This window comes from Achromobacter sp. B7, from assembly GCF_003600685.1.
Taxonomy (GTDB): Bacteria; Pseudomonadota; Gammaproteobacteria; order Burkholderiales; family Burkholderiaceae_B; genus Achromobacter; species Achromobacter spanius_B.
Window position 1 is genome coordinate 5,162,463 of sequence record NZ_CP032084.1, and the last position, 18,897, is coordinate 5,181,359.

At 64.0% G+C, this 18,897-nt stretch carries 18 protein-coding genes and 1 pseudogene; 5 read left to right on the plus strand and 14 right to left on the minus strand.

Features of this window, described 5'->3' with window-relative positions; translation table 11 throughout:
- The first annotated feature begins 6 nt into the window (after positions 1 to 6).
- A complete protein-coding gene (locus tag DVB37_RS23350) occupies positions 7 to 765 on the plus strand; it encodes a SapC family protein (protein ID WP_120156911.1) in 759 nt (252 codons plus the stop codon).
- Positions 766 to 900: 135 nt separating this feature from the next.
- Here the strand turns inward: DVB37_RS23350 and DVB37_RS23355 are convergent, their stop codons facing one another.
- Positions 901 to 1,671 (minus strand): aldolase, encoded by a 771-nt coding sequence (locus DVB37_RS23355; RefSeq protein ID WP_120156912.1) that lies wholly within the window; start codon positions 1,669 to 1,671, stop codon positions 901 to 903.
- Positions 1,672 to 1,867: 196 nt separating this feature from the next.
- On the opposite strand from DVB37_RS23355, the gene DVB37_RS23360 reads away from it, so the two are divergent.
- Positions 1,868 to 2,884, plus strand: a complete 1,017-nt coding sequence (locus DVB37_RS23360) for a helix-turn-helix domain-containing protein (RefSeq protein WP_120157621.1) — start codon at positions 1,868 to 1,870, stop codon at positions 2,882 to 2,884.
- 15 nt (positions 2,885 to 2,899) lie between these two features.
- Here DVB37_RS23360 and DVB37_RS23365 read toward each other — a convergent pair whose 3' ends face one another.
- The 5 genes from DVB37_RS23365 to DVB37_RS23385 form a co-directional block, all read right to left on the minus strand.
- Positions 2,900 to 4,213, minus strand: coding sequence for an MFS transporter (locus tag DVB37_RS23365; protein ID WP_120156913.1), 1,314 nt, complete (start codon positions 4,211 to 4,213; stop codon positions 2,900 to 2,902).
- A complete protein-coding gene (locus DVB37_RS23370; protein ID WP_240433982.1) occupies positions 4,191 to 4,814 on the minus strand; it encodes a glutathione S-transferase family protein in 624 nt (207 codons plus the stop codon). The genes DVB37_RS23365 and DVB37_RS23370 overlap by 23 nt, the downstream gene beginning before the upstream one ends.
- 239 nt (positions 4,815 to 5,053) lie before the next feature.
- Complete coding sequence (locus DVB37_RS23375; RefSeq protein WP_120156915.1) at positions 5,054 to 5,983, minus strand: NADP-dependent oxidoreductase; 930 nt, start codon at positions 5,981 to 5,983, stop codon at positions 5,054 to 5,056.
- Complete coding sequence (locus DVB37_RS23380; protein WP_120156916.1) at positions 5,983 to 6,411, minus strand: nuclear transport factor 2 family protein; 429 nt, start codon at positions 6,409 to 6,411, stop codon at positions 5,983 to 5,985. Before DVB37_RS23380 ends, DVB37_RS23375 begins: the two co-directional genes overlap by 1 nt.
- Before the next feature lie 29 nt (positions 6,412 to 6,440).
- Positions 6,441 to 6,869 carry a DoxX family protein gene (locus tag DVB37_RS23385; RefSeq protein ID WP_120156917.1) on the minus strand — a complete coding sequence of 143 codons (429 nt, stop codon included), beginning with the start codon at positions 6,867 to 6,869 and terminating at the stop codon, positions 6,441 to 6,443.
- A gap of 93 nt (positions 6,870 to 6,962) precedes the next feature.
- Here DVB37_RS23385 and DVB37_RS23390 point away from each other — a divergent pair, with 93 nt between their 5' ends.
- The gene (locus DVB37_RS23390; RefSeq protein WP_120156918.1) at positions 6,963 to 7,883 is read left to right on the plus strand and encodes a LysR family transcriptional regulator; all 921 of its coding nucleotides are present in this window, start codon (positions 6,963 to 6,965) and stop codon (positions 7,881 to 7,883) included.
- Positions 7,884 to 8,078: 195 nt separating this feature from the next.
- Positions 8,079 to 8,285 (plus strand): annotated as a pseudogene (locus DVB37_RS23395) (alpha/beta hydrolase); the annotation flags it as partial.
- A 139-nt stretch (positions 8,286 to 8,424) separates the two neighbouring features.
- Here DVB37_RS23395 and DVB37_RS28570 read toward each other — a convergent pair.
- The 5 genes from DVB37_RS28570 to DVB37_RS23425 all read right to left on the minus strand — a co-directional run bounded on the left by DVB37_RS28570 (position 8,425) and on the right by DVB37_RS23425 (position 14,923).
- Entirely contained in the window at positions 8,425 to 10,407 is a 1,983-nt protein-coding gene (locus DVB37_RS28570) for an alpha/beta fold hydrolase (protein ID WP_205571584.1), read from the minus strand.
- A complete protein-coding gene (locus DVB37_RS23410; protein WP_120156919.1) occupies positions 10,382 to 11,338 on the minus strand; it encodes a glycosyltransferase family 9 protein in 957 nt (318 codons plus the stop codon). Before DVB37_RS23410 ends, DVB37_RS28570 begins: the two co-directional genes overlap by 26 nt.
- Before the next feature lie 169 nt (positions 11,339 to 11,507).
- Positions 11,508 to 12,728, minus strand: a complete 1,221-nt coding sequence (locus DVB37_RS23415) for a serine hydrolase (protein ID WP_120156920.1) — start codon at positions 12,726 to 12,728, stop codon at positions 11,508 to 11,510.
- A 193-nt stretch (positions 12,729 to 12,921) separates the two neighbouring features.
- Positions 12,922 to 14,229 carry an ATP-binding protein gene (locus tag DVB37_RS23420; RefSeq protein WP_120156921.1) on the minus strand — a complete coding sequence of 436 codons (1,308 nt, stop codon included), beginning with the start codon at positions 14,227 to 14,229 and terminating at the stop codon, positions 12,922 to 12,924.
- A complete protein-coding gene (locus DVB37_RS23425; RefSeq protein ID WP_046803828.1) occupies positions 14,222 to 14,923 on the minus strand; it encodes a response regulator in 702 nt (233 codons plus the stop codon). The genes DVB37_RS23420 and DVB37_RS23425 overlap by 8 nt, the downstream gene beginning before the upstream one ends.
- A gap of 306 nt (positions 14,924 to 15,229) precedes the next feature.
- Between DVB37_RS23425 and DVB37_RS23430 the strand changes: the two genes are divergently transcribed.
- Positions 15,230 to 16,048, plus strand: coding sequence for a class I SAM-dependent methyltransferase (locus tag DVB37_RS23430; protein WP_120156922.1), 819 nt, complete (start codon positions 15,230 to 15,232; stop codon positions 16,046 to 16,048).
- Between the two features lie 51 nt (positions 16,049 to 16,099).
- Here DVB37_RS23430 and DVB37_RS23435 read toward each other — a convergent pair whose 3' ends face one another.
- The 3 genes from DVB37_RS23435 to DVB37_RS23445 form a co-directional block, all read right to left on the minus strand.
- Positions 16,100 to 17,065, minus strand: a complete 966-nt coding sequence (locus DVB37_RS23435) for a tripartite tricarboxylate transporter substrate binding protein (RefSeq protein ID WP_120156923.1) — start codon at positions 17,063 to 17,065, stop codon at positions 16,100 to 16,102.
- A 29-nt stretch (positions 17,066 to 17,094) separates the two neighbouring features.
- Positions 17,095 to 17,955 (minus strand): alpha/beta hydrolase, encoded by an 861-nt coding sequence (locus tag DVB37_RS23440; protein ID WP_120156924.1) that lies wholly within the window; start codon positions 17,953 to 17,955, stop codon positions 17,095 to 17,097.
- Between the two features lie 68 nt (positions 17,956 to 18,023).
- Positions 18,024 to 18,887 (minus strand): alpha/beta hydrolase, encoded by an 864-nt coding sequence (locus DVB37_RS23445; RefSeq protein ID WP_120156925.1) that lies wholly within the window; start codon positions 18,885 to 18,887, stop codon positions 18,024 to 18,026.
- Positions 18,888 to 18,897: the final 10 nt, after the last annotated feature.

Below are 18,897 nucleotides of genomic sequence, written 5' to 3' on the forward strand. Positions count from 1 at the left end.
GACACCATGACTACGCAGACTTCGCTTCCCCTGTTCTACGAACAACCCCGTCCCCTGGCTGCCGGCGTGCACGCCAACCTGTCGCTGGCCGGCAACACGGGCTTTGCCTATGCCGCCACCACCAACGCCGTGCCGTTGGTGGCCACCGAGCTGCCGACCGCCTGCCGCCACTTTCCCATTGTCTTCACTGACGGCGATCAGCCCACGCCCGTCGCGGTGCTGGGCGTGCGCGGCCAGGAAAACCTGTTCGTCGACGCCGACGGCCAATGGCGCGCCGGCACCTACATCCCGGCTTACGTGCGCCGCTATCCCTTCATCTTCATGGAGAACGAAGACCGCAGCCAGTTCACGCTATGCGTCGACGAGAAGGCCGCCTCGGTGGTCGAAGGCCGCGACAATCCGTTCTTCGACGAAGCCGGTGAGCCCACCGACCTGGCCCGCAGCGCGCTGGAATTCTGCCGCGACTACCAGAACCAGCACGCCTACACGATGGAGTTCGCGCAGGCCCTGGCCGCCGCCGATCTGCTGATCGAGAACCGCGCCGACATCACCCTGCCCGATGGCCAGCGCCTGGCCATGTCCGGCTTCAAGGTGATCGACGAAGCCAAGTTCAACAAGCTGCCGGACGACGAGTTCCTGCGCTGGCGCGCCAATGGCTGGCTGCCGCTGGTGTACTGCCATCTGCTGTCGATCAACACCTGGCCCGCGCTGATTAACCAGGTGCAGCCGACGGCCGTGGCTGAGGAAGGCGCCGCCGACGCGTAAGTCGTGTCGTGGTGGATCAGAAAGGCCGGCCCGCTCTTTGCGGCCGGCCTTTTTTGTCATGAGGCGGCCCTTTGGCTTGGGGCCGTTTTGCTGCGGTCTTGTTGCGGTCTTGTGGCTTTTCGCCGAAGGCTTTGCTTATGCCTGCGCAATGCCCTGCCGTTCGATACGACGCGCAAACATGGCGAAGCTGGCTCGCACGATGCTGGGCTTGAGCAGAAAGTCGTGCGACTCGGCCGCCAGCGCATCGTCCACCGGCTTCACCTCGCCGTAGGCGGCAGCGGCCAGCAATTGATTACGCGCGGCGCGCTCGATCAGCACCGACAGATACAAGGTTTCTTCCACAGAAGCGGTCGCCGCCAGGAACCCGTGGTTGGCCAACAGCACGCAGCGCTTTTTGCCCAAGGCGGCGGAAATGATTTCGCCCTCCTGGTCGGCGATCGGCAAGCCCGGCCATTCCTTCAGATGCGCACAGTCGTTGTGAAACGGCGTTGCGTCCATGTGCGACACCACCAGCGGGCGCCCGGTCATGGCCAGGGTCGACACATAAGGCGGGTGGGTATGCACGATGCAGCGCACATCCGGCCGGTTGCGATAGACCCAGAAATGAAACCGCACGGCGGGATTGGGCGTGCCCTCTCCTTGCAGCACGTCCATGTCGTCGTTGATGCGAATCACCGTGTCGGGCCGGATCTCGTCGAAGGCCTGGGCCAGCGCCGTCGTGTAGTAGGAGCCGTCATCGTTCTTCACGGTGATCTGCCCTGCCAGCGTCTCCGAGTGCCCTTCCCTTGCCAGGATGCGGCAGCTTAGGGCGATTTTTTCCCGCACGTTCCAGTTGCCGAAATCGAGCTTGTCGGCCGAGCGCTTGAAAAACGCGTCGGACTGCATTGCCTTGTCATCCACACTCATCTCCTGAAGCCTTGCCGGGTGGCACACCCTTGCCATTACATCCGGCAGCGGTTTTCCGGGCCTTGCCCCCAACTGCACAGGGCTTGTCCGAGAGTGCCAGGGCCTAGGGTAAACGGCAGGTGCGTGCGCGATCAGCGTCGATACAATGATTTCGCGGGCGCTTGGCCCGCCCAGAAAGTCGGGTTCATCCATCGACATGCAAGCCGCCCAACCGCTTCCGCCTGCCGCTTCCCAGCAAGAGCCGGACCTGAATTTCGCCCCCCGTTTTCGTCCCTTTTACGAGGCCGAACTGTCCGGCTATCAGGCGCGGCTGAACAAGCTGGTGCTGCCGGGAGACTTCCTGCCGCTGACCCTGCAACCGCGTCTGCATTTGCAGGCATGCCGCCTGCGCGCGGGCGGCCTGGCCGTGAACCTGGAATCCACCCCCATGACGGTGCAGCACCGGGCCGAACACGCGGCCGATGCGCTGCGGGCGGAATTCCTGGCCAGCTTCATCATCGAAGGACACGGCACCATCAGCCAGAACGGCGCGAGCCTGCCAGTGGAAACGGGCGACATCATTTTTCGTACCACCGCCCTGCCTTCCGAAGTGCGCATGCTGACGGACTCCAGGCTGGTCGTGATCAAGGGGTCCTTGCTGAACCTGCTGGGCATGCACTTGCAGGATATCTCGCAGTTCACGGCGCAACGCGCGGCGTCGACACTGCCGATGGTGCGCACGGCCCATCACTGCCTGGGGCATGTTTTTTTTGAGCAGCCCGACGCCGTCAGCCCCACGTCCAGCATGTTTGCGGAACAGGCGTTGATCTCTTTGCTGGCGGCCATCTACACCAGCCAGGCGCTGGAGCAATTGCCGACCACCGAGCGCGGCCCCATCGAAAGCTGGCAGGCGATTACCAGCTACGTGGATACGCACATCAGCGACAACGACTTGTCCGTGGCAGCGGTGGCGCGCGCGCTGCGCGCTTCCAGCCGCTGGGTGCATCGCTTGTTCCAGATGCGCGGCATCCAGTATGGCCAGTACGTGCGCGAGCGCCGGCTGCAACTGGCCCGCAGCGCACTGGAAGATCCGTGCAGGGCGCATGTCCCCGTCAAGGACATTGCGCTGAGCTGTGGGTTTCAGGACGCCAGCCACTTCAGCCGATGCTTTCAGCAACGCTTCGGCAGCCCACCGAACAAATATCGTGCGGCGGCGCTGGAGCGGGATCAGTAAACGGCCGGCTGAAGATCAGGGCGCGGAGCGTGCCCGGGTGGTGGGCTTCATCAAGAACGCCGACGTGCCCGCAACGACGCCCAGCACCGCCAGGTACGCGCCCACGGGCACGATGCTATCGAACCGAGCCACCAACATTGCCGACACCATGGGCGCCAGGCCACCCCCGATTGCGGCGGAAAACTGCACGCCGATCGACAGGCCCGAGTACCGCAGCTCTGGCGGAAACTGGGCGGCGTAAAGGCTGGACTGGGGGGCAATCATCATGGCGTAGTTCAAGGCCATGGCGACGAACGCGGCCACGCTGTAAGCAAACAGCGAGCCGCTGCCCACGGCCATGAAAATCGGCACTGCCATCACGGCCAGCAACAGCCCACCCCATCCGCAAACGCGTCTTGCGCCAAAGCGGTCGCCCAACATGCCGAACACGGGAATGGTGAACGTCATCACGGCCGCGCCGTAAAGCAGCGCTTGCAGCGCGTCTGATCGGCTAAAGCCCAGCGTGGATACCGCATACGACACCGAGAAAACAAGAAAGGTGTAGATCAACGTCACTTCGGCCAGCTTGCATCCCACGCACAGCAACAACGCCTTGCCATGCTTGCCCAGCAATTCCGCCACGGGCAGCTTGACCTGCGTTTGCTCGGCCTTGACGCGGGCGAAATCGGGCGACTCGTCGATGCCACGGCGTATCAATATCCCGACCACGATCAACACCGCGCTGGCCAGGAACGGCAGCCGCCAGCCCCACGACAGAAAGTCTTCTTCAGGCAGCCGCGTGACCAGGGCGAAGGCGCCCACCGACAACAGGATGCCCAGCGGCGACCCCACTAAAGGCAGGCTGCCAAACAAGCCCTTCCATCGCGGTGGCGCGTGTTCCACCGCCATCAGCATGGCGCCGCCCAGTTCGCCACCAAACGACAGGCCTTGCCCGATGCGTAGCGCCACCAGCAAGATCGGCGCCCACACGCCAATTTGCTCGTAGGTGGGCAACAGCCCGATCAGCACCGTACAGATGCCCATCATGAGCAGGCTGAGCGTCAGCATGGACTTGCGCCCGATGCGGTCCCCAAAGTGCCCGAACAGGATCCCGCCGATGGGCCGCGCCAACATGCCGCTGGCAAAGGCCGCAAACGCCGCCAGCGTGCCGGTCAAGGGGTCGAACTGCGGGAAGAACAGCTTGTTGAATACCAGTGCGGCGGCGGTGCCGTACGCCAGAAAATCAAATGCTTCAACGGCTGTGCCCACCACCGTGGCCACAGAGATTCGAAGCAGGTTCGGCTTTTTTCCAGCCCCTACGTTCACGTCAGGTCGAGAGATCGCTTCCATGTTTTTCCCCAGTGTGTTTTGTGTTGGTGTGTTGTGGCGCGACGTAACCCGGCAGTTCTTCGATGCGCCGGCGCCAAGCCGATAGGGCGGGATAGCCGTCCAGATCGATGCCGGCCTCTTCTGCCAATGCCAGATAGCCATAACAGGCAATGTCCGCGACGCTGCGTACGGTCGCCAGCCAAGGGCTGACGCCAAGGCGCTTTTCCAGCTGTTTCAACAGCCGATCCGTCCGCCGCTCCAGCCCCTGCACATCAAGCAGCGCTTCACTGACGCCCAGGTGATCCGCGGCCTCGGCATGGCTGACCACCTTGGTCAGCCGCAACGGCTGCAAGCTGTTGGCAATTTCGTTGGCCGACACCGACAGCCACGCGTGCATCTGCGCGCTATGAGGAAGCGGCGCCAGCCACTGCGGGGCGTGCTTCTGCGCCAGGTACATCAGGATGGCGTGGCTGTCCCAAACGGCCAGACCCTCGTCATCGATCGCCGGGACTTGCCTCCATGCGCTGATGCGTTCGAACGCCTCGGTCTGGTTCTTGCGCGCCAGCACATCCATGAACTCACGCCGATAGGGCAATGCGATCAACGCCAGGAAGAGGCGCACCTTGTAGCAATTGCCGGATCGGGGATGGTCGTAGAGCGTAATCATGGGGAGCGGGGCCGGATGCCTGTCAGAGTGCCTGCACGGGGAGATGCAGGGAATCTTAGGGGCGCCCGCTCGGGGGGAATTGACAAGACGCGCACGGCGATTGACCGGAAGCGACAGGCGTTGGCGGTCGGAAGCCGGTAACGGGACGCTTGCCGACCTGCCGCTGCCGACAAGCGCCTTCGCACCCCGTCGCGTCAAGCCGACATATCAAGAATGACCTTCCCGCGCACGTGGCCGCCCATGCTGCGTTCGAGGGCACGGTTTGCCTCCGCCAGGGGAAAGGCCGAATCCAGATGGGCGTGCAGACCACCGGATGCGTATAGCGCCGCCAGATCCGTCAACAGCTGCCCGTCGGAGCGGGTTGTGAAGTGCTTTCCGGTTGCCCCCGCCGGGATGTCGGCATGGTCGGTGTCCGGCCGGCTGACCGTCGACACCAGGGTGCCTCCCTGCTTCAGTACAGACCACGAACGCGCCTGCGTGCTTGCGCCGACCAGATCAATCACAAGATCAACCTTGGGCACCTGCTGGGAAAAGTCGCCTGCCCGATAGTCGATGAATTGCGTGGCGCCAAGTTCAAGAACATAGCCGCGGTTGCTGGCCGACGCGGTGCCGATCACCTGCGCGCCCGCCAGGCTGGCCAACTGAACCGCTGCGCTTCCCACCCCTCCGGCCGCCGCATGAATCAAGACCGACTGGCCCGATTGCAGCGCGCCGTGTTCGTGTAGCGCCTGCCAGGCCGTAAGCGTTGCCGCGGGCATGGCGGCCGCCTGGGCAAAACTCAGCCCCGCCGGCTTTCGCGCCAGCCGGGCCGCATCGACGACTACCCTGCTTGCGTAGGCGCCAACGATGCCGATGAAGCCCATTACCTCGTCCCCCGGCGCCAACGTCGTGACATTACGTCCGACGGCGACGACGGTACCGGCGGCATCGACGCCCGGGGTGAACGGCAGCGCCAGCTTGATGAACGCCTGCATCGAGCCGCTGACGATTTTCCAGTCAATCGGGTTTACCGCCGCCGTGGCGACGTCGATCAAAACTTCGTTTTCGCCGGGGACGGGATCGTCCACTTCGGCCAGGGTCAGCATGTCGGGGGTGCCGTAGGCAAACACACGGATGGCTTTCATCAGATGCTCCTTGAAGGAACGCCCACAATCGGGGCATCGAAGGCCAATGCTGCCTTCACCGGATCGAAGTACTCACGCAGCCGGGCAATACGCCCGTCGCGCACGGTCAAAAACACCACGTACTCTTGTTGATAGTGCCGTCCCGTCGCCGCAACCTTGCCTTCCGCCTGTACTCGGGCGACGGCATGGTGCGCGTCGTCGGTGGCGACGATCTGGGTATCGAAGAAGCGGAAGTCGCTCACCGCGTCCACGAACCAACCCGCGTGGCGCAGGACGGCATCGCGGCCCTCAAGTTGCAACGGGTGGCCCAGGCTGGGCGCATAGGGCAGGTCCCACACGATGTCGTCATGAATCAATGTCTGCCACGTCGGGTTGTCGTCAACCAGCAATTGCAGGTGTTGCCGTAGCAGTTCTGTCGCGATGGTCATGATGGTTTCCTTTGTTCCGGTGGATGCGATCAGGCCAGCGCGCGCTTGGCTTGCGCACGGCGGTTGTCCACGCTGAAGCTGCCTGGGCCGAACGCCACGACCTGTAGCAGGCCGCCTGCCATGGCCAGGTTCTTCAGAAAATGAAACATCTGGTTCTGGTCGGCCAACGCATGGTGGAAGATCAGCGCGGTCACCAGGGCGTAAACGGCCAACAGCAGGGCGGTCGGCCGCGTGCGGTAACCGACTATCAGCAACAGAGAGCCACCCAATTCCAGCGCCGCGGCGGCCACCAGGCCCAGCTCCGGACTGGGCAGCCCCAGCGACCCGATATAGGCCAAGGTGGCGCCGGGGTCCATCAGCTTGCCGATACCGCTAAGCAGGAAGATTGCCGCGATGAAAGCGCGGCCGATAGCCGGGATGGCGGGGTGGGCATTGAGGTTCGAGGTCATGTGAATCATCCTTTCCAAAGAGTTGATGTCCGCAGAATAGAGACTTGACACGTATCCACATAGCCTATATTTCTAGATGCAATCCATCTACTTCATAGATATATGCTCGACGCCGTTTCGTTAGACCAGCTGCGCACTTTCATTGCCGCCGCTGACGAAGGAAGCTTCTCAGCCGCGGGCCGCAAACTCAGGCGTGCCCAGTCGGTGGTCAGCCACACGCTGGCGAATCTTGAAAACCAGCTTGGCGTGCGTCTCTTTGACCGCAATGGCCGCTATCCCCGCCTGACCGAAGAAGGCGCCGCGCTGTTGGCGCAAGCGCGCCTGGTGGTCGGCGGCATGGACGGGTTCAAGTCCAAGGCGCGCGCGATTGCCGAGGGGCTGGAAGCTGAACTGTCGGTGGTGGTGGACGTCATGTACCCCATGGCATCGTTGACGGACACCGTTGGCGCTTTCCGCCAAGCGTTTCCGCACACGCCGCTGCGGCTGTATGTCGAAGCCCTGGGCGCCGTCGTGCAGCCGGTGCTGGAACAGGCTTGCCGGCTTGGCATCAGCGGTTCGATGCCGGCGGTGCCGGATCTGCTCGACGCAGAAAAGCTGTTGGACGTGCCCATGTTGACGGTGGCCGCGCCGTCACACCCGCTGGCGTCGCATCAGGGTCTTATCCGCACGCGCGACCTGGAGGAACACGTGCAACTGGTGCTGACAGACCGCACCACGCTGACCGAAGGCGCGACATTCGGCGTGCTTTCGCCCCAGATCTGGCGGCTTGCCGATCTTGGCGCCAAGCACGCGTTCTTGCGTGCCGGCTTCGGATGGGGCCACATGCCCACGGAAATGGTGCAGTCGGACCTGAAGGCCGGCGCGCTGGTCAAGTTGCGCATCGAGGCTTTTCAACCGCGCACCCCGCCCATCGCCATGTTCGCGATCTACCGGAAAGACACGCCACCGGGGCCGGCGGGCAGATGGTTCCTGAAGCGGCTGAAGGGGCCACCGGAAGAGACGGCGCACGCGCTGGGTCGGTAGATAAGGGAAATACCGCCTGTTTTGCATCGCACTGTATCCGTCTGCCGGGACGGTACATTGCGACACCCGACACCATCGCGCAGTCCCTATAAATCGTTCGCAGCCCGTCCAAACCCGCGAACTTTTTCAGGAGCTTTCACGATGACCAAACCCACTGACCCGCAGCGCCGCCGCCTGCTCGCCACCACATCGACACTGGCCGCCGCTCCGAAGATCACCGTACCCACGATCACGCTGGAAGGGGACGCCAACGGTGCCCCGCACCCGCCACCCGCCGCCTACGCCAAGCAGTTCACGGGCAAATACCAGCACCGCACGATCACCGGCGGTATCGGTCACAACCTGCCGCAAGAGGCGCCGCGGGCGTTCGCCGACGCGGCGCTACTGGTGGCGGGGCGTTGACGGGAATCGGCGCCGACGGGCTGGCCGAACCTGCACACGTTTGCAGAGCGTCACACCGTGATTCATTGCCTGGGCTTTGCAGCATCGACGACGCAAAGTGATCGGTCGTCGCGCTGCAATTGCCTTGCCATCCCGCCCGTCACGCCACATTGACGGCCTCCTGACCCGCCGGCGTTTCCACGATGTCGTTGACGAACGCGGCGACCCGCGTGATCACGTCGTTGCGTTTGAGGGCAAGCGGGGTCATTGCGTTGCGGCTGTCGTCCACCAAATGCAGGGACACGTTTGCGTTGCAGGCGCGGTTCACAATGTCGAAGGCGTTCGAGACCGAGGCGATGTCATCGTTGCGCGCGTGCAAGACGAGGCACGGGGCGCGCAATATATGCATCCGTCGCCATACCGACACCGCGAGTTTTCGCGCCTGGGCCAGCGACCCCCAGGGGATGCGGGGCAGCGACGCGTCGCGGTTCGCAATCACGCGATGGCGACCGATGCGCAGCGTATGCAAAAGCGTTTGCAAAAGCGGCAACAGCAAGCCCAGCCTCGCGTAGCGCGGCAAGCCTGGGCCGTCGTGACGGAACGCGGGGGATAGCGCCAGTACGCCGGCCACGTGCAGCGGGCGTTCCTGCGCCAGGGCCAGTGCCAGCATGGCGCCGACCGACTGTCCGCCCACCACCAAGTGATCGACGCGGCTTGCCAGCAGGTCGGCACCGCGCCGCACGCTTGCAAGCCAATCCAGCCAGCTTGTGCGCACCAGTTCATCCAGCGTGCCGCAATGACCGGCCAGCTTGACGGCCAGCACGGTGTAGCCGCGACGGTGCAACCCCAGCGCCAGCGCACGCATGTCTTCCGGTGTGCCCGCCAGGCCATGAACCAGCAGGATGCCCGTGCGACCGCGCGCGCCTGTGCCGGTCAACAAATATTCGTGCGCCTGTACCTCAAACGGTTCGATATAGGCCCGGACGGCGCACACGGCTGACGGCGAACGGTAAGCACCCGCGCGCAAGCCCGGCTCCATGGCGCGGCGGTACGCGTCCAGCGTGTGGAACATCTTTTCGCTCAGTCGGAAATTCGTCTCGGCGTACGTCCGGGCGCGGGTCACGACCGCCTGCGCATCGCCGGCGTTGTGTCGGATTTGCAAGATGCGGTCGACATAGCCCGCGATGTCACCCGGCGCGGCCAGCCAGCCGGTCTGGCCGGGCACGACAATTTCGGGCAGGCCGCCGACGTCGCTGGCGACAACGGGCCGGCCCATGGCGTAAGCCTCGGGCACCACGCGCGACCAGGCTTCCGCTGCCGAGGGCACCAGCACCACGTCCGCCGCGCGCATCATGTCGGGCACATCGCTGCGGTGTCCGGCGAACACCGCGTGGTCCGAGATGCCCAGCTCTATCGCCAAACGGTACAGCTCGTACGCATAGGCGCGGGTGGCGGCGGTGGGCATGCCCACGACGAGCGCCACGGCAGGCACGCCCAGCGCGCGCAGTCGATGCACCACACGCAGCAGATCGGCCTGGCCTTTTTCCGGACGCAACATGCCCACGGTGGCAATGACGTATGCCTCGTCCGGGGCCGGCATCTCCAGGCCTCGGCGAATGCGCAATGACGCGTCCGCGTCCTCGGCCTGGCGGAAGAACTCGTCGCCCGCCCACTCACCCACGACACTGATGCGGTCGTCGCGAAACAGCCGCGCCGCCAGCAGTTCCTGCTTGCCCACGTTGCTGGTGGCGATGACGTGATCGCAGCCAAAACGCCATTCCAGCCGCCGGCGTGGCGACGTGCGCATGGGTTTGGCGAAATGCCGGGTTCGAACCACCGCGCACAGGTCGCGGCACAGCGCGGCGGCTTTACCGTCGACGCGACTGTGGCTGTCGATCACCTGGATATTCAATGCCTTCACCGCGCGGCGCAATGCCAGCACGGTCGACGGCGCGTACGCCGGCTTGAAGTCGATGTCCACGGTTGTCAGGTTGCGCTCGCGCGCCGCGCCACTGACGGCGCTGCCCGAGGGCGCTGCGATAGCTACGTCGTAGCCATGCCTTTGCAGCCAACTTGCCTGTTCCAACGTGCGAAATTCCAGCCCGCCAAGACTTGGTTCAGCCAGCGTGTGCAGGATGCGCATGATGCTCCAGTACGTTGCGGCAGGCAGCCAGGACCTCGTCGGGCGTGATGGCGTTGATGCCGTCCTGAGGGCGGCGCGGCACCACAGCGGCCGAGCCGGGCCGCTGCCAGAACCACTCAGGATTCGTTTCGTTGAAAATGCCCACGTAGGGCACACAGGCGCCTTGCGCGATATGCGAGGGCCCGCAGTCGTTGGCGACCACCAGGCGCGCGCGCAGCATGATGGCGCTTAGCTCTGGAATCGTGCGGCAATACGCAACCGCAAAGTCCGCCCGCTGCATCGCCTGCAAGGCGTCTCGCTCAGCGGCCTCTTGCTGGCCCAGCACGAAGAGGAAGCGGGCGCCCTCGCCCATCACGCGCTTCAGGCCGTCTGCCAACTGCACATAGTTGGCCAGGCTCCATCGCTTGAACGCGCCCGATCCGCCGCCGGGAATCATCACCACATCGGCACTTTGCGCGGTGCGCAAATGCGAGCCCGCCAGCGCTTCAAAACAGGCGCGCGGCACGCGCTCAACGTCAAAGGGACGATAGGAAGCCAGCATGTTCAAGTTGGCCTGCCCGATATATTCGGCGATGTTCTTGCGGTGCCAATGCGTCCACACGATGTCGGTCAGCCGTCCGTGGCGAAAGCCCAGGCGGATGGGCGGCAAGCGCAGCAGATTGACCAGGCCGAAACGTTCGCTGCTGTGATGCAGGCTGACGGATACCTGCGTCTCTTTTTTCAGGCAGCGCAGATAGCCGCCAAGTGTCGAGGTGCGCACAAATTCATCCACCCACGGCAGCGCCTGGTAGAACGCGCCCACATCGTCACGCGCAACCACGCTGATTCGTCGAGACGGCCACCATTCTTTCAGCTGATATAGCGTTGGCATGGCAACGATCTGGTCGCCCAGCTTTTGCTGGCTTCTGACATACACCACGATTTCCGACATCGGCGTCCTCCATGCTTGTCAAAGCGGCCGATTGGCCGCAGGCGGCAATGTATCGAGACGAGAGCGGAAAAGTTCTCTGATCTCATTAACCTTTGTAAAGAAAGGTACGAGGGCACTTAAAACGTCTACACAATTTATCAGACGCGCCGCGTGCCCACACGTACGTTTTTCATCCCGGACCGGCGCCCTGCCGGGCCTGGCGCATCATGCGCATCGCCAGGGTGGCCACCGCCGCCACCAGCGCCTCGCTGGAATCCGAATTGCCCATGACCAGCACGGCAAGCCTGTCCTGCGGCGCCAGCACCCAGCGCGAATGAAACGCTTCCGTCGCCCCGCTGTGTTCGCGCAGGGACGTGGCGGTGACCACGCCGTCGTCACAGGGCGCGGCCAGCCACGACAAGGCGAATCGGCAATCCAGGTCCAGCCGGTCGCCCGCCACCGTTTGCAGCCCCAACAGGGTTTGTGCGGATTGCGCCGTCAGCACGCGCGGGGCATCGGCGCTGACTTTGGCGCTGACTTTGGCGCTGACTTTGGCGCTGACATCGGCGCTGACGGCGGCGCTGACGTCGACATTGACTTCGGCCCTGCCTCCGGGATTTCCCGCAGCCCGGCTTCCGTAAGCGCCGCCCGCGAACAACATGCTGCTAAAGCGCGCCATCTCGGATGCGCTGACCCATAACCCGTCCGCCGCCTCGTTGGGCTGTGGCGCCTCTGCCCAGGGCCGGCCGCGCCGGTAGCCCACCGCGCGTTGCTCCAGCATGCGCTCGTGCGGTCGAAACCCGGCGCGCGGCATGTTCAAGGGTTGAAGAATTGTGCGGCGCACATAGGCGTCGAACGGTTCTTCGGCCACGTGCGCCACCATGTCGCCCAACAAGGCGTAAGCCATGTCGGCGCGAGCGCGGCCCATCGTGTCCTCCAGCGTGCCGGGGTGCAGGTTCAGCAAGTTTCGTGCCGTGTAAGGCGCGGCGCCCATCCACTGCATGGCGTTGCGGCGCGGCTCGACGTGCCAATCGGGCAAGGCGCCCGCGGCCGGCGCGTCCAGCGACAACCGGCCATCGTCGGCGGCATGCAGCACACCGGCCGCCGTGACGATTTTGCTGATGGCGCCCACGCGATACAGCGTGTCCCCGGTGGCGCGGCGGTGCCGCGACGCATCCGCCACCCCAAAGCCCGTGCTCCAGACTATGCGCTGGTCCTCAACGATGGCGATCGATACGCCGGGCACCTTGGCCAGGGCCATGTCGTAGGGAATGCGCTGGGTCAGGTAGCTCACGACCGCCGCGTAATCGCCTTTGGCGATCGTGGCGGGCGCGGCGGGCGGCAGCGTCTGGCAACCGCCGCCGGCAAGCAACAGCGATCCGATGGCGACCAGGCGGCTTAGCGAAAACATGGAGGACGCATACCCTGCGAAAGAGGAATGCCGTGATGCTATCCATGCCGCGTCGCGGGATCTTTCCCGCTTTGTATGGAGTTTGTGAAGATCTTTGTCGTGACGCACGCGACCTCGTCGGCGGCGCGTTCGGTCGGGCCGCGTTCGGTCGGGGCGCGTTCGGTCGGGGCGCGTTCGGTCGGGCCGCGCCAGGTCAGGCGGCGTTCCAGCTGATCACGAAGCGGGCGCCGCCCAGGGGGCTGTCGGCCACCTGGGCCATGCCGTTGTGCCAGTGCGCCACGCGGCTGACGATAGCCAGCCCCAGCCCCGTGCCGCCCGTGTCGCGCGCCCGGCTTTCGTCCAGCCGGATAAACGGTTCAAAGATTCGTTCGCGGTCGGCGGGCGGCACGCCGGGTCCGTCGTCGTCCACCGTCAGCACATAGTGCTGCGGGGCCGGGCTGGTCAGCCCCACCTGTACCCGTTCGCCCGCGTGCCGGATTGCGTTTTGCAGCAGGTTGAGCAAGGCGCGCGTCATGTAGCGCGGGTGCAGGTGGACGTCATCCGAGTCGCACCGCGTCACCTCGCAATGCACGCCCAGCAGCTCGGCCTCGAACGCGGCATGCTGCACCACGGCATCCAGCCAGCCGCGCGCGTCCTGCGCTTGTAACGGTACGTCTGCACTCTTGTGCTGCAAGCGCGCATACATCAGCAGTTCCGAAGCCATGCTGTCCAGCTCGGCCACGTCGCTTTTCATGTCCTCGACCAAGCGCTTGCGCGCCTCCGGGTCCGCCTCGCGGTCGATCATGTCCAGCTCGAACGACAGCCGCGCAATGGGCGTGCGCAGTTCGTGCGACACCGCGTTGGTCAGTTCGCGCTGATTGCTGATCAGCGCGGCAATGCGATCCGACATCTGGTTGAACGTATCGCCCAGCCCACGGATGCTGGAATAGCGCGACAGGCGGGCGCGCGCCTGCAAATCGCCCTGCCCCATGCGGTGCGCGGCGGTTTTCAGCGCTTCCAGATCGCGCCAGATCGGCAGCGCCCACACCAGCATGAAGCCGCACAGCAGCAAGCCCAGCGCGGTGTAGATAGCCACGATCACCCAGGTGCCGACAAGCGGCTCGGGCGGCATTTTGACCAGCAACCACTGCGCGCCCGGCCCGGGCAGCGCGGACACGAAACTCATCTGCTTGTCACGCAGAAAGAAGCCGCCCGCTTCGATGGTGCGCCGCTCGTCGTCAGTCAGCGCGAAGTCGGGCGAGTTGTAGTCGGCCGGGTCCATCACCCGCAAGGCCAGACCGTAATGCGGGGCCAGGGTATCGCGCACATAGTCGCGGCGCGCCTCGGGCGGCACATTGGCCAATTCCAGCTTCAGGCTGTGCAGCTGCCCGCGCACCGCTTCGCGCGTGTAGTTCGCGGTCTCGGGCTCGAAAAGGTAATTGGCCACCCGATCGACCACTTCGTTCGACAGCACAAAACCGATCGCCAGCACCACGAAGATGCGCAGAACGAACTTAAGCATCGCCGAGCTCGTGCGCCTTCGGAGAAAACAGGTATCCCTTGCCCCAGACGGTCTTGATACGTGCCGGGTCGCGCGGGTCATCGTCCAGCTTGCGGCGCAGTTTGCTGACGCACACGTCCACACTGCGGTCCAGGCCATTGAATTCAATGCCGCGCACCGCGTTCAGCAGATCGTCGCGCGTCAGCACCTGCCCGGCCTGGCTGGCCAATGCCCACAGCATCTCGAATTCCATGGTCGTCAGATCGACTTCCACCCCGGCAAGGGCGACCGAACGCGTCTGGCGGTCAATCGACAGCGGACCGAACGCCAGTTGATCCGGCTGCGCGTCCGTCTGGTTGCGGCGGCGCATCAAGGCGCGAATGCGGGCCAGCAGCACGCGCGGCTCCACGGGTTTGATGACGTAATCGTCCGCGCCGGACTCCAGCCCCAGAATCTGGTCCAGATCGTCTTCACGCGCGGTCAGCATCAGGATGGGCGCGGAAGAAAACGCGCGCAGGTCGCGGCAAACCTGCAAGCCGTCGCGACCCGGCAGCATCAGGTCCAGGATGGTGATGGCCGGGTCATGGCGCCGAAACGCCTCTACCGCCTGGTCACCGCGATAGGCCTGGGCGACCTTGAAACCGTGTTGCTCCAGAAACTGCGCAATCAGGCGCGAGAGCTTCGGATCGTCTTCAACTAACAAGGCCTTGATCATGGTGTCGGGACAAGAGGAGATCGGAAGATAACGGACCGGATGGCAATGGCTACCGGGCATTTTTGCCCGGCAAGCATACACCGAATAAAACGGCGCCTCGGCGCCCCCTTCTTGAGGGTGGCAACGCCATGAAAGTGGCCCACGCCGCATCGGAAATGGGGTTTTGAGGCGTACTATCGTTGGTGTTCATGCATGCGCGTAAAGCCATCACTACAAGGCGGGCGGCATGACGCCGTCGCACACAGCGGCAACCGCGCCGCCCACAACGTCGGGCGGCCTTATCGACCTATTGTGGAGTCGATCATCATGAACACGTCCAGTGGCGAACGCGCCTTTGCCGGACCCATTCCCCAGCTATACGAGCGGTATCTGGTCCCGATGATTTTCGACGGATATGCGCGGGACATAACGCGGCGAGTCGCGGCCCTGGCCCCGTCATCCGTGCTGGAAATCGCAGCGGGCACCGGGGCGGTCACACGCCATCTGGCGGCCCAACTGCCCGCCGGCACCTCTATCGTATCGACCGATCTTAGCCAGCCGATGCTGGAACATGCCATGAGCCTGGGCACGAGCCGCCCCGTCACGTGGCGCCAGGCCGATGCCATGAAGCTGCCCTTTGCCGATGGCGCTTTCGATGCGGTGGTATGCCAGTTCGGCGCCATGTTCTTTCCGGATAAGGCGGGGGCTTTTTCCGAAGCGTACCGGGTGCTGCGGCCAGGTGGCACATTCCTGTTCAACGTCTGGGATCGCATAGAAGACAACGAATTCGCCGACTGCGTCACGCAGGCAATGGCAACGCTGTTCCCGGCAGACCCGCCCCGGTTCATGGTGAAAGTGCCGCACGGCTATTACGACCAGGCGCAGATCCGCAGCGCGCTGGCGGCGGGCGGGTTTACCGGGGCCATCACCTTCGATACGATGGCCATGCAAAGCCTCGGCGAGTCACCCCGCAGCGTCGCCGTCGCCTATTGCCAGGGCACGCCGATGCGTGCCGAACTGGAAGCGCGCGACGCCGGCATTCTGGAGAAGGCAACGGACGTTGCCGCTTCGGCGGTTGAAGACCGCTTTGGCCCGGCTGGCATCACGGGCAAGATCCAGGCGCACGTCGTTGTGGCGACGCGATAGGCAGTCCCCCGGCGCGTTCGCTCCCCGCGTTCGCCACCCGCGTTCACACCCCTACTCTGCCCTGGCCCCCGACACCTTGACCGTCTCGGCCCACCGTTTGGTTTCGGCCGCGATGAATGCCGTAAATGCTTCCGGCGTCGAGCTGATCGGGTTCAGCGACATCGCGGCGTTGGCTTGCACAACTTCGGGCGTCTTCAACGCCTGGCCGATGGCCTCGTTCATGCGATTGATGATGGCCTGCGGCGTGCCCTTGGGCGCCACGACGCCGCCCCAGGCCACCGCTTCAAAGTTGGGAAACCCGGATTCGGCCATCGTCGGCACGTTGGGCATGGTGGGCAGGCGCTTGGGGCTGGTGACGGCAAACGCTTTCAACGTTCCGTTGTTGATGAACTGCTGGACGCCGTTCACGTTATCGAACATCACGTCGACCCGGCCGCTGACCACGTCGGACAGCGCCATCGACCCGCTTTTGTACGGTACGTGCGTGATATCCAGGCCGCCGACCGCTTTCATCATTTCGCCGGTCAGGTGGCTGCCCGAGCCCACCCCGGTTCCCGAGGCGAAGTTCACCTTGCCGGGGTTCTGCTTCACATAGGCCATGAACTCTTGAATTGAATTCGGCTTGAAGTCCTTGCCGGCGACAAGAATATAAGGGTTGTCGAACAGCAAGCCGACGGGTGCGAAGTCTTTGATCGGGTCATAGGGCAGGCTGCGATAGAAGCTGGCATTGACGGCCAAGGTGATGTTGTTGCCAAAGCCGAACGTGTACCCGTCCGGTGCCGCCTTGGCCACCGTGCGGGTGCCGACGATGCCGCCCGCGCTGGCCAGGTTTTCCACGATCACCGGCTGCTTCAGTATTCGCCCGATCTGTTCGGCGACGGGACGCGTCGCCACGTCGGGGCCAGACCCCGCAGCATACGGAATGATGAGCTTGATGGGCTTGTTCGGCCAGGACTGCGCCTGCACGGCCGTCGACAAGGTAAGGGCCAACAGCGCCAAGTATTGGGAAATTTTCATCGGATTCTCCGGGTCTTCTTAAACAGGGCTCATCCCTGCATGATTTGAATCAGGCGCTTCATCCAGGGCGAGTCCGCCTGCCCTGCCGCGATCGCCGGCGCAAAATGATCCCCCGCTAACACCATGGTTTCAACGGGCCGACCCAGCCGACGCAGCTCGGCCTCCATCGTTTGATTGCCCTTGATGATGCGAGGCAGGTCTTCCCGGGCGTACGCCAGCAACATCGGCGGCGTGTCCTGATTCACCCGACACACGGGGCTTGCCGATTCGGCTTCCGCTACGTCGTCCAGCAGGTTCTGATGCGTGCGCTCTTCGCCGCTGCCCGGCGTGCGTTCGGGATACCGGATATCCAGCGGCGCACACAGGGGCAAGCACGCAATGATCGACGACGCGGGAATGCCGTGGCGGTGCAGGCCTTGCGCGCTTAATGCGGCAAGCGTCATCAGATGACCACCGGCGGAATGACCTCCCACCGCGATGCGAGCGGGGTCTGCGCCATACTCGTGAATGTTCCGAACCACCCACGACAGCGCGGCATGGCAGTCGTCCAATAGCGCCTGCCATTTGAAGCCTGGCGCGAGTCGATACGATATCGAGACAAACGTAATGCCCGCGGCGACCAAGGCAGGAGCCATCAACGCCACCCATTCCTTGTAGCCATTCGTCCACGCGCCGCCATGGGCGAAGACCAGGACCGGGCTGGGTTGCCCCGCTTGTTTTCGGCTTGGGTACACGTCAAGTTTGTGCGTGGCGGTGTCGCCGTACTGAATGTCGGCGATGCGTTCGCAGCGCTGTACCGCCGCAGCCGAAAGCGCCAACGCCGCGCGGGCGTAGTCCTCGGCTTCGGCGGGATACAGCGGGGGTTGTGGGGCAAGATTGGTAAAGCTCATGGCGATCCGCGTTGATTAGCGTGTTTCTACTGCGTGGAGGAATATTCGATGACGCAAACCGCTGCGGTTCAGCGTGTCACCACATTTGCTATCCATTCCGTTAACGGATGGTTGGGATCTTCGAAACCGTAGATCGCGTCAAAGTGATTTCTGCCGTCCTGCATCAGCGTCTGTGCCTGGTTTCCCGCCTGCGTCCACACGCGCGCGAAATCCTGCGACTGCCTGGCGAATTCCGATGGTTCGTCACTACCCCACGAGATGAGAACTGGCGTGGCGCAGGCGCGCACACGATGCTGCGGCGAGTTTCTGCGTATGACGCCATCGTCGATCTGAAGCATCGGCTGAATCGACGACCAGCGAAACGGCTCGATCTCGAACACGCCGCTGACCATGACCGCACCCGCCAGCGGGTCCCGAGGCAGCCCGTACTCGTGTTCCCAATCCGTTTGCAGGCACATCGCGGTCAGATGGCCACCGGCGGAATGCCCCCCCAGCACGACGCGTTTGGGGTCCCCGCCAAAACGTCCGATGTTGCGGATCACCCAAGCCACCGCCGCGCGTGATTGCCGCGTTATCTCGTCGATGCTGACCTTGGGGCAAAGCGAGTAGTTGACGACGACGGTGGTGAAACCTTGTGCACTCAGGCCGCTGGCCACCGTCGAAAACTCCTTGCTGCTCAGGATGCGCCATGCGCCGCCGTGGATGAAGACGAACACAGGGGCGCCGGCTTGCGCAGCCGGAAAAATGTCCACGGTCTCGTCAAGCGTCGGCCCGTAAGGGACGTCAAGGTGCGCAGGCAGGCGCTGTCGTACGTGCTCGCTTTCCGCGACGTAGTGCTTGGCATAGATCATGAAATCAGGAACGGATTTCTCGACGTCGTACTGAGCGTCTATCTCGTCCTGCGTCTTGAAGTCGCGATACAAGGTCGGCATATTTCCCCCG

Bases quoted from the DNA above. Each gene is read 5' to 3' on its own strand.
- DVB37_RS23445 (WP_120156925.1), bottom strand. From the start codon at position 18,887: ATGCCGACCTTGTATCGCGACTTCAAGACGCAGGACGAGATAGACGCT.
- DVB37_RS23435 (WP_120156923.1), bottom strand. From the start codon at position 17,065: ATGAAAATTTCCCAATACTTGGCGCTGTTGGCCCTTACCTTGTCGACG.
- DVB37_RS23425 (WP_046803828.1), bottom strand. From the start codon at position 14,923: ATGATCAAGGCCTTGTTAGTTGAAGACGATCCGAAGCTCTCGCGCCTG.
- DVB37_RS23410 (WP_120156919.1), bottom strand. From the start codon at position 11,338: ATGTCGGAAATCGTGGTGTATGTCAGAAGCCAGCAAAAGCTGGGCGAC.
- DVB37_RS23430 (WP_120156922.1), top strand. From the start codon at position 15,230: ATGAACACGTCCAGTGGCGAACGCGCCTTTGCCGGACCCATTCCCCAG.
- DVB37_RS23355 (WP_120156912.1), bottom strand. From the start codon at position 1,671: ATGAGTGTGGATGACAAGGCAATGCAGTCCGACGCGTTTTTCAAGCGC.
- DVB37_RS23365 (WP_120156913.1), bottom strand. From the start codon at position 4,213: ATGGAAGCGATCTCTCGACCTGACGTGAACGTAGGGGCTGGAAAAAAG.
- DVB37_RS23440 (WP_120156924.1), bottom strand. From the start codon at position 17,955: ATGAGCTTTACCAATCTTGCCCCACAACCCCCGCTGTATCCCGCCGAA.
- DVB37_RS23420 (WP_120156921.1), bottom strand. From the start codon at position 14,229: ATGCTTAAGTTCGTTCTGCGCATCTTCGTGGTGCTGGCGATCGGTTTT.
- DVB37_RS23350 (WP_120156911.1), top strand. From the start codon at position 7: ATGACTACGCAGACTTCGCTTCCCCTGTTCTACGAACAACCCCGTCCC.
- DVB37_RS23415 (WP_120156920.1), bottom strand. From the start codon at position 12,728: ATGTTTTCGCTAAGCCGCCTGGTCGCCATCGGATCGCTGTTGCTTGCC.
- DVB37_RS23360 (WP_120157621.1), top strand. From the start codon at position 1,868: ATGCAAGCCGCCCAACCGCTTCCGCCTGCCGCTTCCCAGCAAGAGCCG.
- DVB37_RS23390 (WP_120156918.1), top strand. From the start codon at position 6,963: ATGCTCGACGCCGTTTCGTTAGACCAGCTGCGCACTTTCATTGCCGCC.
- DVB37_RS23385 (WP_120156917.1), bottom strand. From the start codon at position 6,869: ATGATTCACATGACCTCGAACCTCAATGCCCACCCCGCCATCCCGGCT.
- DVB37_RS23375 (WP_120156915.1), bottom strand. From the start codon at position 5,983: ATGAAAGCCATCCGTGTGTTTGCCTACGGCACCCCCGACATGCTGACC.
- DVB37_RS28570 (WP_205571584.1), bottom strand. From the start codon at position 10,407: ATGCGCATCCTGCACACGCTGGCTGAACCAAGTCTTGGCGGGCTGGAA.
- DVB37_RS23380 (WP_120156916.1), bottom strand. From the start codon at position 6,411: ATGACCATCGCGACAGAACTGCTACGGCAACACCTGCAATTGCTGGTT.